This window comes from Nonomuraea sp. NPDC050783 (assembly GCF_040802095.1).
In the GTDB taxonomy this organism is placed as follows: domain Bacteria; phylum Actinomycetota; class Actinomycetes; order Streptosporangiales; family Streptosporangiaceae; genus Nonomuraea.
The window spans coordinates 18,422-30,924 of the sequence record NZ_JBFAHK010000017.1 but is presented as its reverse complement, the minus strand read 5'-3'; the positions used below and the strand labels follow the sequence as shown (position 1 = coordinate 30,924).

At 73.4% G+C, this 12,503-nt stretch carries 9 protein-coding genes; 6 read left to right on the top strand and 3 right to left on the bottom strand.

Going from position 1 to position 12,503, the window contains the following annotated elements:
- Window positions 1-2: 2 nt before the first annotated feature.
- A complete protein-coding gene (locus AB0H75_RS35070) occupies window positions 3-626 on the bottom strand; it encodes a carboxymuconolactone decarboxylase family protein (protein WP_367803936.1) in 624 nt (207 codons plus the stop codon).
- Window positions 627-959: 333 nt separating this feature from the next.
- On the opposite strand from AB0H75_RS35070, the gene AB0H75_RS35065 reads away from it, so the two are divergent.
- The 5 genes from AB0H75_RS35065 to AB0H75_RS35045 all read left to right on the top strand — a co-directional run bounded on the left by AB0H75_RS35065 (window position 960) and on the right by AB0H75_RS35045 (window position 8,431).
- Window positions 960-2,279, top strand: coding sequence for a trypsin-like serine protease (locus AB0H75_RS35065; RefSeq protein ID WP_367803935.1), 1,320 nt, complete (start codon window positions 960-962; stop codon window positions 2,277-2,279).
- A 95-nt stretch (window positions 2,280-2,374) separates the two neighbouring features.
- A complete protein-coding gene (locus AB0H75_RS35060; RefSeq protein WP_367803934.1) occupies window positions 2,375-2,695 on the top strand; it encodes an ALF repeat-containing protein in 321 nt (106 codons plus the stop codon).
- Window positions 2,644-3,738: an ALF repeat-containing protein gene (locus tag AB0H75_RS35055; RefSeq protein WP_367803933.1), complete on the top strand. Its 1,095-nt coding sequence runs from the start codon at window positions 2,644-2,646 to the stop codon at window positions 3,736-3,738. The genes AB0H75_RS35060 and AB0H75_RS35055 overlap by 52 nt, the downstream gene beginning before the upstream one ends.
- A complete protein-coding gene (locus AB0H75_RS35050) occupies window positions 3,723-4,727 on the top strand; it encodes a DddA-like double-stranded DNA deaminase toxin (RefSeq protein ID WP_367804127.1) in 1,005 nt (334 codons plus the stop codon). Before AB0H75_RS35055 ends, AB0H75_RS35050 begins: the two co-directional genes overlap by 16 nt.
- A 38-nt stretch (window positions 4,728-4,765) precedes the next feature.
- On the top strand, window positions 4,766-8,431 hold the full coding sequence (locus AB0H75_RS35045) for an AAA family ATPase (protein ID WP_367803932.1): 3,666 nt from the start codon (window positions 4,766-4,768) through the stop codon (window positions 8,429-8,431).
- A 35-nt stretch (window positions 8,432-8,466) separates the two neighbouring features.
- Here the strand turns inward: AB0H75_RS35045 and AB0H75_RS35040 are convergent, their stop codons facing one another.
- Window positions 8,467-9,024: a dihydrofolate reductase family protein gene (locus tag AB0H75_RS35040; protein WP_367803930.1), complete on the bottom strand. Its 558-nt coding sequence runs from the start codon at window positions 9,022-9,024 to the stop codon at window positions 8,467-8,469.
- A 408-nt stretch (window positions 9,025-9,432) separates the two neighbouring features.
- On the opposite strand from AB0H75_RS35040, the gene AB0H75_RS35035 reads away from it, so the two are divergent.
- Window positions 9,433-11,616, top strand: coding sequence for an iron-containing redox enzyme family protein (locus tag AB0H75_RS35035; protein ID WP_367803929.1), 2,184 nt, complete (start codon window positions 9,433-9,435; stop codon window positions 11,614-11,616).
- Between the two features lie 17 nt (window positions 11,617-11,633).
- On the opposite strand, the gene AB0H75_RS35030 is transcribed toward AB0H75_RS35035, so the two are convergent.
- Window positions 11,634-12,248 (bottom strand): LmbU family transcriptional regulator, encoded by a 615-nt coding sequence (locus tag AB0H75_RS35030; RefSeq protein ID WP_367804126.1) that lies wholly within the window; start codon window positions 12,246-12,248, stop codon window positions 11,634-11,636.
- Window positions 12,249-12,503: the final 255 nt, after the last annotated feature.

Here is a 12,503-nt window from a genome sequence, read left to right as displayed (position 1 = left end):
GGTCAGAGCGGCTGGTCCTCGGTCGGGCGGTCCTCGGTCGGGCGGTCCTCGATCGGGCGGCCGAAGGTGACGGCCTCCAGCACGGGCCGCGGCGCCGCGTCGCGCAGGGCGGCGTCGGGCCGCGCGCCGAGCGCGTCGTTGACGGTCGAGAACGCGACCCGCAGCGCCACGAAGACGGTGATCGCGAAGATCCGGCCGTCGTCGAACCCCGCCTCCCGCAGCGCGCCCACGTCCGCCTGGCCGATCCCGTTGGGGTCGCGGGCCACCATCCGCGCCCAGCGGGCCAGCACCCGCTCCCGGGGCGTCAGCCCGTCGTCGTCGCCCCGCAGCACCCCCGCCGCCGTACGGGCCCCGGCGGACTCGGCCAGCCTGCCTCCCCAGGCCAGCGAGCAGTACGAGTCCCCGAGGGCCGAGGCGCAGGCGGTCACCAGGACGCCGCGGGTACGCAGGTCGAGCCCGCCCGCCTCGACGCTCTGCCGGAGCAGGTCGAACAGCCCGGTGACGGTGTCCGGCTGGTGGGCCCACAGCCGGGTGAGGTTCATGACGTGGCCGTGCTCGGCCAGGTCCTCGTCGTACAGCCGCCGTACCTCCGGTGTCGTCTCCGGAGGCCGCAGGAATCCGCTCATGGTGCTCTCCCTTCCGCGGAGAGCATCGCCCGGCGCGCTTGCCGAACGATTGCCGGCCGCGCGCGGCCGGCCCGCCGGGCCCGCCGCGCGAGTGACCGCCGGATGTCCGGTTGCTGTCCTGGCCCGCCCGGAGCCCGGCTCCCACCATCGTGCCGTGAACCTCCAGCGGGCATTCCGCCACTTGTCCCTCTCCACCCTCGCGATCCTCCTGGCCGTCTCCTCCGCCGTTCTCTGGGCCGGGGCGACGCCGGCCCACGCGGTGAGGGGCAGGAGCCCGCCCACCGACAGCGCGTGGGGCTTCGAGGCGAAGGTGAACGTCGGCGAGCTGCACAGTTGCACCGGGCCCTGGTCAGCCCGCAGTGGGTGATCACCGCCACCAGTTGCTTCGCCTCCGAGGGGGAGGCCGTCGCGAGCGCGGCACCGACGGTGACGATCGGCGGGACGGACCCGTCCGGCTCGGGCGGGCGGGTGCTGCCGGTGAACTGGATCCACCCGCACCGCGACCGGGAGGTCGTGCTGATCCGGCTGGCGCTGCGGGTGCTCGACATCGCGCCTGTCGCGGTCGGCGCCACCGCCCCGGCCACCGGGGACGCACTGCGGGTCGCCGATTACGGCCGGACCGCCGGGGAGTGGGCGCCGCGCCGGCCGCACACCGCGCCGGTCGTGACGGGGAGCGTGGCCGCCGGCTCGTTCGGCTGGACCGGAGCGGACGGCGGCGAGGTGAGCGCCTGCCAGGGCGACGCGGGCGCGCCGGTCGTCCGCACCGGCGGGAGCGGCCCGGAGCTCGTCGGGCTCAGCATCGACGCGGGGCAGGGGGGCTGCCTCGGCGCGGCCGGCGACGGGCCGCGGGGCGCCGAGGCGGTGCGGGTGGACGACCTGGCGAGCTGGGTGCGCCTGGTCGCGGCCGAGCCCACCACGTCCTTCCGGGCGTACTGGCCCAGCTCGGCCGGGATCGGCGGCTACGAGCTGAAGAACGGGGCGGACCGCGCCATCGCCCTGGACCACCGGAGCTGGGGCGCGCAGGGGCAGCTGTTCTTCTACCAGCCGGGCGGCCAGCTCGCGTGGGTCGTGGGCCGGGCCTACCCGCCCGCGGTGCCGGCCCTGGTCACCGTGCGGCCCGCCGTCCGCCCCGACTCCATCCTGGAGAGCTTCGCCTACCCCGTGGACTTCCGCCACCAGTTCGCGGGCACCTCCGGCCAGGCCGACTGGGGGACGGACGAGGCCGAGGCGCGGAACTTCGAGCTGCTCTCCGGCAACGGCGGGATCATCTGGGTCTCGTGCACCGCGTCCCCCGAGAACGGGGTCGGCGTGATCAAGGTCTTCCCCGGCCTGCTGAACGGCCAGACCGAGGTCGGCGAGCCGCACCTCGGCGTGACGGCGGTGTGCTTCAAAGTCCTCGCACCCGCGGGGTACGTGAAGCTCCGGATCCCGAACGTCTACGAGGTCCAGGGCGACAGCCGCTCGCCGGGAGCCGGCCATGACGTGGACGCGACCGTGGTGAACGTGACATCCGGCACGGAGCGGACCAAGCGCGTCGAGCGGGACGAGAGCGAGCAGTTCGGCCGGACGGACACCATCTGCGACGAGAACCATCCGGATTATCCCGACAACTGCCGAGAAACCCTCCTGGAACTGCGGGTCGTCACCTCATGAACCCGATGAACGCAATGAACGCGATGAACCCGATGAACGCGGTACGCGCGTGGCGAGGCCGGCCTTCATGGCGGGCCGTGGGTGCCGTCGGCGTCGTGCTCCCGCTACTCCCGCTGCTCCTCCTGGGCGGCCCGGCCGGTGCGGCCCGGGCGGCGGAGGCGGACCCGCCCGGCGCGCCGGCCTGCGACCGCCAGGTGGTCCTGGAAGCCTGGGTCACGGGCGGCGTCAACGTCCGCCCGGCCGCCGAGGAGGCCCTGCTCGGGGACGACGCGGCGATCTGCGCCTTCCTCGGCCGGCTTCCCCGGCTCGCGACGCAGGACGACCGCGAGCAGGTCGGCCGCATCAAGGCCCACGGGGCCCCGAGGTGTCCGCCGCCGCCAACGCGGCCCTGGTCTCGGACGACTCCGGCGCCGTGACGAGGTTCCTCGACGGCGGCTGGGAGCGGTCCAGGGAAATCGACCTGCGCGCCGGCGTGAACGAGATGCGGGCGGCCGGCGGGCCGGAGGTCAGGGCCGCCGCGAACGCGGTGCTGCGCAACGGGTCGCGCGAGGACCTGGGACGGTTCATCGAGTCGGGGTGGCGGCTGCCGTACCGGATGGACCTGCGGGCGGTGGTCAACCGCGCGATGGCCGAAGGCCGCCCGGAGGTGCAGGCCGCGGCGAACCGGGCGCTCCAGGACGGCAGCCTGGAGATGCAGGAACGGTTCGTCCAGATCGACTGGGGGGTGGCCCAGGCCCGGGACAACGAGAACCAGACCCTGGGCGACCTCCGGGCGAGCGCCGAGGAGGCGACCCGCCGCGCGGCGTTCGAGGCGATCTCCGCCGCCGCGCGGGCCGAGCGGGCGAAGGCCGAGTCCCTGGCGGCCAGGAACGACGCGCAGGAGGCGGAGCACCTCGCCGCGCTGGCCGGGCGGGAGTCGGCGGAGGCCAAACGCCAGGCACAACGGGCGACCGAGGCCGTCGCCCACGCCCGCGACGCCGCCGCCTCCGCCGAACGGGCCGCGCAGGCCGTCCGCACCGCCGCCGACGCGACCAGGCAGGCCCAGGAGCCGGCCGGGAGGGCGTCCCTTTCCGCCCGCTGGGCCCGCGCCTCGGCCGTGTCGGCGGCACGGGACGCGGCCGGCGCCTTCGCCGCCTACGACGCCGCGTACGCGGCGCAGATCCGGGCGGGCAGGAGCGCGTCCGAAGCGGCCCGCATCGCCGCCGAGGTGTTCGACCACTACCGGGCGGAGGCCAAGGAACGTCTGGACGACCTCAAGGCCGAGTGGTACGGGCACTGCAAGTGGGGCCCGAGGACGGCCTGCCCGGGTACCACGACTGCAACGCCTACGTCGACAAGATCCTCAACGACCCCAAGGGGCCGCTCTACGACCCGGACGGCTACGCCCAGGAGCGCGTCAAGCACTGCAGGGAGCAGTTCGTCGGCAAGGCCCGGGACGCCTACATGTCCGTCGTCCTGAGCCCGCTGTTCGCCTTCGCGGCGCGAGGGATCGCCGACCGGGAGACGGAGACCCACCGCCTCGCCGAGGAGTACATGGCCCTGACCGGACAGGACCTGATCAACGCCGCCTCCCAGTGGAACGTGGTCAAGACGTGCAAGTCCCTCGCCGTGGGCGGCTCCGCGAGCGTGAAGAAGAACTTCTCGGACTGCGTCACCGGGCTCCTGGACCAGACCGATCCCGACTGGGACAAGTACGCGAGCCAGTGGAAGGGGACCTTCGTGGAGTCGCTCGTCCCGGAGGAGCTGCGCTTCGCGGAGTACAACTCGATCTGGGGCACGATGTACCTGCGCGAGCACCTGTCCGACCGGACCATCCTCTCGGCGATCCACGAGAGCGACCTGGCGACCTCGCTCCTGCGCCTGGTGCCGATCGGATGCGTCATGGACGGCGGGCAGTGCCCGTTCGCGGATGCCGCCTCCCGGCTCAGGGACGTGAGCGAGTCGATCAAGAAGCTGAACAACCAGGGCTACATCGTCGACGGCTCCGGGCGGGTGCTCGACGCGAACGGGCTGCCGATCGCGAGCCTGCCACCCGCCGACGACCTCCAGAAGTGGGCCGGCTCCACGGTCGAGAGCGGGCTGCACGCCGGCCTGGCGGCCCTTGAGGACCGTCTCGGCCTGCTGTACAGGCAGGAGTTCGGCCTGCCCATGACGCCCCCGGCCTGGCACCTGGAGACGCAGCTCGCCTACCGCGTCGCCACGCGGGAGGTGGCGCTGCGCGAGAACACGCTCCGGCTGGTCATGAACAACCCGGGCGGCGTCTGCGACGCGGTGCCGGTCACGGGCACCGGGCCCGACCGGCAGCGCCAGGTCGTGGCCGGGTGCGTCCAGGCCGTCAAGATGTTGCTCCCGGCCGGCACCACCATGATCATCTACTACCCCGACCCGGCGGACCCGGCGAAGCTGCTCGACGTCACCGTGCGTGGCGTCGGCCGCTGGCTGGACTGAGCCCGGCGGCCGGCCGGCGCGCGGCGAGAATGAGGAGCATGGGAGAGCGGGAGGCGTCCGGCACGGCCCCCGGCCCGGTCCCCGGCCCGGGCGAGGCGCGCCCTGACGAGGTGCGCCCTGACGAGATGTGCCCGTACCAGGGGCTCGCGCCGTTCGACAGCGACAGGAGCGAGCTGTTCTTCGGCCGCCGGCGGGCGCTCCGCGACCTGCTGGAACGGCTCGCGCCCCGGCTGCGGGAGCACGGCTCCATCCTGCTGGTCTCGGGGGCCTCGGGCGTGGGCAAGTCGTCGCTGCTGCGGGCGGGCCTGCTGCCGGCGCTCGCGGAGGGCACGCCGCTGCTGCCCGGGTCGCGGGACTGGCCGCGCCTGCTCGTCACGCCGACCGCGGAGCCGTTCCGCGCGCTGGCCGAAGCCTGGGCGCGGGCGTACGGCGGCGGCGCGGAGGAGGCCCGCGAGCGATTACGGCCCCTCCTGGGGAGGAGCGGCCCGCCGGAAGGGCGGTTCGTGCTGGTGGTGGACCAGTTCGAGGAGCTGTTCACCCTGGTGGACGACGAGGAGGAGCGCCAGGCGTTCGTCCGGGCCCTGCACGCCCTGGCCGGGGCCGGCGGCGCGGTGGTCATCGGGGTGCGCGCGGACTACTGGGACCGCTGCGCCGCCTACCCCCTGCTCGCCGGGGCCATCCAGGACGGCCAGGTGATCGTCGAGCCGATGACGGAGCCGGACCTGCGGCTGGCCATCACCGGCCCCGCCGCCGCGGCGGGCCTGGAGCTCGAACCCGGCCTGGTGGACATCATCCTGCGGGAGGTGCGCGCCGGTGACGGCTTCGAGGCCGCCTCCCTGCCGCTGCTGTCGCAGGCCCTGCTCAACACCTGGGAAAGGCGCGAGGGCGGCAGGCTGACCATCCGCGGGTACGAGGAGTCCGGCCAGGTCCGCGCCTCCGTGCAGCGCACGGCCGACGAGGTGCTCGGCCGGCTGCCTCCCGACGACCGCAAGGCCACGCTGCGGATGTTCCGGCGGATGACCCTGATCACCCCGGGCGGGCGGCTGGCGCGACGCGGCGCGACCTGGGCCGAGCTGCACGCGGCCGCCGCGGCCGTCGCGGACCCGCAGCGGCGCGAGGCCCGGGTCGCGGAGCTGCTGTCGGCGTTCGCGGGACTGCGCCTGATCACGCTGCACGAGGACCGCGCGGAGATCGCCCACGACGCCCTGCTGACCGCCTGGCCCACCCTGCGGCAGTGGCTCGAACCCGACCTCACCGCGCACGCCGTGTACGACCGGCTCGTCGAGGACGCCCGGCAATGGGCCGACAACCACCGCGACCCCGCCTTCCTCTACCGCGGGGCCCGGCTGCTGGCCGTCCAGGACAGCCGGCCCCGCTGGGACCGCGACCCGGGCAGCTTCCCGCCGCCCGGCCCCGTCGTGGACCGCTTCGTCGCGGCGTCCGCCGGGGCCGCGCGGCGGGCGGGCCGGCGCCGCGCCTCCGTCATGGCCGGCCTGGCCACGCTGTCGGCGCTGGCCCTGCTCGCCGCCGGCCTCGCCGTGAACGCGGCGGACAACGCCGACCGGCAGCGCCTGCTGGCGGTCCAGGAGCGGCAACTGGCGGTGTCGCGCCGGCTCGCCGTGGAGAGCGAGGTCACCGAGGACCCCGTCACGTCCGCGCTGCTGGCCGTGACGGCGTGGCGGCTGGCGGAGACCCCCGAGACGCGCCGGCGCCTGCTCGACGTGGCGGCCCGCGCGGACCGGGGCATCCTCCCCGCGCAGGACGGCCCCGTCGACCAGTTGTCGTTCAGCCCCACCGGTTCCATCCTCGCGACCGGCCACGACGGCACCGTCCGGTTGTGGGACTCGGCGAGCCACCGGCAGCTCGGCGACCCGATCGTCCACGAGGGCCCGTGCGTCTTCGGGTTCCGGACGGCCTTCAGCCCCAACGGGAAGGTGCTGGCCACGGCCTGCTTCCACGAGGTCGTGTTCTGGGACGTGGCCACCCGCCGGCCGCTGGGACGCCCGATGGACGTCGTGGACGGGGTACGCGCGATGGCGTTCAGCCCGAGCGGCAGGACCCTCGCGACCGCGACCGCGAGCGGCACCGTGCGGTTGTGGGACGCCGTCGAGCGCCGGCAGGCCGGAGCCCCCCTCGGCCAAGCCGACCACACCTCCGTCCACCGCTCCGTCGATCAGGTCGCCTTCAGCCCGGACGGAAGGCGGCTGATCAGCGCCGGCGCCGACGACACCGCCCGCGTCTGGGACCTCGCCACCCGCCGCCAGACCGGCCGGGCGCTCACCGGGCACACCGGCGACATCAGCGGCATCTCCCTCAGCCCGGACGGCCGGACGCTGGCGACGATCAGCACCGCGGACCGTACCGCCCGGTTGTGGGACCTGACCACCCACGAGCAGATCGGCGGCGTCCTGCGGGGCACCGGCAGCGACCTCGGCTTCTCCGCGGTGGCCTTCAGCCCGGACGGGACGCGGCTCGCCACGGGCGGCAGGGACGGCTACACCAGGCTGTGGGACACCGCGAGCCGCCGGCAGGTGGGCGAGCCGCTGACCAGCAGGCGGTTCTGGAACAAGGGACTGGCATTCAGCCCCGACGGGCGGACCCTCGCCGCCGCCGACGCGGACGGCCGGGTGTGGTTGTGGGACCCGGCGGCGCACCGGCAGCTCGGCGCGGCGATGCCCGGCACGTACGACGTCGCCTTCGCCCCCGGAGGAAAGGTCCTGGCCGCCTCCGACCCCGTGGTCGCGATGGGCACCGGCCGCGAGGACAGCGGTGTCCGCTTCTTCGACGTGGCCACCCGCCGCGAGTCCGGCCCGCGCCTGCGCCCCGAGGACGATCCGGCGCCCCGCGAGTGGACCGGCGCCCGCGCCATCAGGTTCAGCGGGGACGGCAGGACGCTCACCACGGCCGGGACGGACGGCACCGTACGGCGGTGGGACGCCGCCACCCGCCGCCAGATCGGCCGCGCCGACAGGCTCGCCTCGCTCGGCGAGCTGAGCGCCGACGGCGGGCTCGCCGCCTTCTGGGTGCTGACCGGCAACAGCGGCTCCGTCGCGATCCGGGACGTCGCGGGCCGCCGCGAGACCGGGCCGCGCATCGTCGTCAAGGGCCACACCGACTTCGTGCCCGCCAAGGCGTTCAGCCCCGACGGCTCGATCCTGGCGCTGGCGGGCAGCGACCGGACCGTGCGGCTGTTCGACGTCGCCACCCGCCGCCAGATCGGGGAGCCCCTGCGCGGCGCCGCCACGGACCAGCACAGCGCCCTGGCCTTCAGCGGCGACGGGAAGATCCTGGCCACCACGGCGGCCGACGGCGCCGTACGGCTGTGGGACGTGGCGAGCGGGCGCCAGAACGGGGTCGTCCTGACCGGCCACACCAACTCCGTCGACGCGATGGCGTTCAGCCCCGACGGCGGGATCCTCGCCACCGGCTCGGGGGACACCACCGTGCGGCTGTGGGACGTACCGACCCTCCGCCAGATCGGCCCCACGCTGACCGGCCACACGAAGAACGTGGCCGACGTGGCCTTCAGCCCGGACGGGACCGTGCTCGCCACGGCGGGCGCCGACCTGACCGTGCGGCTGTGGGACGTCGCGGCGCCCGCCGACCCCGCCGCCGCGGTGTGCGCGCAGGCGGGCCGCTCGTTCACCCGCGCCGAGTGGGGGCGCCACGTCGAGGGGGAGGAGTTCCGGCAGGTGTGCCCCTGACCGCCGAGGCCCGCCGCGCCGCTCGCCGTGTCGTTCTAGGAGGCTTTGGCGGGGCGGTAGACCAGGTAGAGCACGCCCGTGGTGAAGGTCTCGGACTTGACCAGCTCCAGGGGGACGGGCTGGTCCGCCTCGTCGAACAGGTGCTGGCCCTTGCGGACGGCGATGGGGTGGACCAGCAGGTGCAGCTCGTCCAGCAGCCCGGCCTGCAGGAGCTGGCGGATCACGGAGATGGAGCCGCTCATGGCGATCCTGCCGCCCGGCTCGTTCTTCAGCGCGGTGACGGCCTCGATCAGGTCGCCGCGCAGCAGCTCGGAGTTGCGCCAGGTGAACTCCAGGGCCTGGCGTGAGACCACGATCTTGCGGGCGTCACCCAGGGTCTTGGCGTAGCCGGCGTCCTCGCCGCCTTCCGCCTCGATGGCCGGCCACGCGCCGGCGAAGCTGTCGTAGGTCTTGCGGCCCAGGAGCAGGGTGTCGGCCGACTGGGCGGCCACGGCGGCGCCCATCTCGTCGTTGAAGTAGGGGAAGTGCCAGTTGCCGGGCTCTTCCACGACACCGTCGAGGGAGATGAACAGGCTCGCGGCGATCGTCCTCATGATGATGTTCCTCCAAGGTGGGGGCTGTCCGGCCCGGCCGTTTCTCGATGTGCTGACAGCGTCGCGCACCTGGCTTACCGAACTCTTAAGATCCTCGCTACCCGGCGTAACAGGTGATCACTTTCAGTGATGACCCGGGGCTCCGGATAAACGCCGGAGGCGTCGCACGCATTCTCGGATTACTCGCGGAAAACCTCACCCGCGCGCCGCCGGATTATCACTTCTCGCGTCCGCCGGAGCGGCATCCGTTTTTTGTCTTGCTGGCGAGACAAGGGCCGGCGACCAATGGCTCCCAGCTTCCGGCGGCACGCCGGCCTTGGGTACGGTGATGCCGGCGTGGCAGACCGATCAGGCCGTATCGGAATTTGCTCCTTCACGATGTCGCGCAGACCTGGGGGAATTTTTCAGATGACCGTGGATCACGCTCGGCTGCCCGGCGACGAGCTTTGCGCGCATCGGGTTCTTTATGTAAGGGCGAGCGATCCGGAGGAGATCCTGCTCTCGGATGCCCTGATCGACGATCTGGCCCGGGCGATCCACGGGCGGGAGCACGTCGGCGGACCCCCTGCGGACCCTGGTGCCGAGCTTGACCACATCCTGCGTCGCGCCGGGGAGTGGGCGGACGCCGAGGGCGAGCGCTACCGGCTCGTCGCCGAGTCTCCGCGATTCGCCGACGCGCGGTCGTCGATAGCCGGCCGGATCGCGTTGAACAGCGCCCCGATGGCCCTGATCTCCGGGGCCTGGCTCCAGTGGCTCGTCTCGTCGGGCAACGGCGACAGTGAGCTGAGCACTCTCGTGCTGGGCATGTACGCGACTGACGTCGGGGTCGGGCATTCGCGCTCCGACCGGGGGAGCCGGTATGCGGAGCTCCTTCAGGACCTCGGTCTCGCGAGCCGGGCGGTGCCGGAGTCGCGCCTGGCGGCCGAGCCCCAGACGCTGGACCGCGCGTTCGAACTGCCCGGCGTGCTGCTGGCCATGAGCCGTTGCGGCGAGGAGTTCCTGCCGGAGCTGCTGGGCGCCGACGTCTGCCTCCGGTGGCTGGGCCTGCTGCCGCCCCTCGGATTCCTGCGGGACAGCCTGCGCGTCGAGGCGCGGTGGGACTCCATCGATCTCGGCCGGCAGACCCGCGACACCTCGCTCGCGATCGCGCGGGCCTTCGTCGCGGCCGACGGCGGTGAGGCGGCGAGACTGCTGCACGGCGCGCGATGGGCTCTCGCGCGTGTGCAGGAGTGGAGCGCCGAGTTGCGCGCCGACGTCGAGAACGCTCTCGACCCGGCGTTCGAGATGGCGGAGATGCTCCGGCTGCGCGCCCGGCAGGCGGCCGCGTACCACGACGACTTCCTGCTCGACGGCAAGCCGCTGAGGGAGTGGTTCGTGGACGCCAGGGACGGCGGCGCCGAGGGGTTCATGGCGGCGCTGGCCGCGAGCAGGCTGGTGAAGCCGGGGCAGCCGGACGGCAGCAGGCTCCTCGGCGGGCTCGTCGACGCCACCGGGCCGATGTTCCGGATCTTCTCCCCGGACGACGTGAGCGTGATCCGCCGGTGGATCGCGTCTCTGGGGGAGGGCGACGGGTGGAGCGCGGGTTCGCCGCCGGAGGACGGCCGTTCCACGAAGCCCGAGGCCGGTGGAGGGGAACCGGGCGGAGCCGAGGTCTCCCGCACGGCGCCGCCCGCCCCGGCCGGCCGGCGGCGAGGCGCCGTCGCCGGCGAGGCGCCGGCGACGATTCGCCTGGCCTACCACCGGCTGCTCCGCCGGGGCGACTCGCCCGAGCTCCGCCGCTATGCGCTCACTTACGTCTCCGACTGGCTGGACCGGTCGCGAGCGGGCATCGAACGGGTCCGGAAACCCCCTCGGACCTGGCAGCCCGGCAGCCTCCGGAAATGGCTCCTCGACCAGCACGACGAGCACGACGAGCTGTTCCAGGCCTCCGGCGACCTGGAAGCGCCGGCCCGCGACCTGGTCATCGACACGTACGTGCAGATGGCGCCGTTGAACCTGATCGACGGAAGCTGGCTGTCCGGGTTCACCGACTACCGGCAGGCGTCGTCGGACTTCGGCCATTTCCTCTTCGCCACGTACTGGGACGAGCTCGGGAACGGCGAGCGCCGGCTGAACCATCCGCTGATCTACCGCGGACTCATGCGCGAGATGGGATTCGACCTGCCGCCCACGGCGTCTCTCGAATTCGCCGACTGGCCGGGCTTCCGGGACGAGTCCTTCGAACTCCCCGTCTACTGGCTGTCGATCAACAGGTTTCCCCGGCGGTTCCTGCCGGAGACCCTCGGGCTCAATCTCGCGATGGAGCTGTCGGGGGTCGGCGGGACGTACCGGCGGGAGCGGTCCAACCTTCGCGCGCACGGTTTCAGCAGCCAGTACTTCGACATCCACAACACCATCGACAATGTGGCGACCGGCCATTCGGCCTGGGCGGCCGACGCGATCGAGGTCTACCTCGCCGAGCTGTCCTCGCGGCTGGGGACGGAGGCGGCAGAGAAGTCGTGGGAGCGGATCAGGGTCGGCTTCCGCTCGTTGCACCCGCCGGTGACGCGCCCGCCCGCCGGGGACGGGCGCGTCGTCAGCGGCACGCCTTGAGCCGCGCTTCGGAGCGGTCAGGATCGGGCCGCGGCCTGCCGCAGTATCGCCGCGGCCCACGTCTTGAGCGGCTCGCCGTCCCTGGTGGCGGCCCTTTCCAGCCGCGCCAGGTCTTCGGCGGAGAGCTCGAGATGCAGCAGGCGCGCGTCGAGCGTCGAGCCGGCGTCGGCGGAGCCCCCGGCGTCCGGCAGCGGCGACTCGCCCCGCCGGGCCAGGAGGCTTCCCTTGACCTCGGCGCGCAGCTTGTTCCTGCTCCAGCTCAGCTCCTCCGCCTTCCGCAGCCAGTAGTCCTGCTCCGGCTGGTCGAGGGCCACGACCTCGAGGTGATGGCTGAAGCTCAGCCCCGCCCGCCGGCGGGGCAGCGGGAACCTGCGGGCCACCCAGGTGTAGTTGCGAAGGGTCTGGTAGCTCAGCGAGGTCCGTTTGATCGCTTCCTCGTAGCGGTCCTGGAACGTGGACTCGCCGTAGACCAGCCAGTCGGCGATCCACCAGGTCGAGGAATCGTTGATGGCGAAGAGCCTGCTGCCGGCCTGTTCCCACATTTCCAGGCTCTGCCTGGACGTGAACAACAGGCCCGACTTGTGGACGCGAATACCCGATCCGATGGACGGCCTCCCTGCGCCGGCCGCCACGGCGTGCGGTGCGGCCGACGGCGCCGTCCCGTGCAGTTTCGTCGTCCCGTGCGGCTGTTCCGAGTTGGGTCCGGTGTGCAACTATCCCCCAATTACCGCGTACCATGTGGTTCTTTTCCGCTCGCCGTGCCGACCCGAGACCCCGTATTTCTCGGTCCGCACGGCGATCCCCTGCCGGGTGAGCCGGCCAGGACGCTCAGCCGCCTGTCAGATGTGTTTCCCCGACACCTCTGCTGTGCTCGTCAGGGGGTGTGG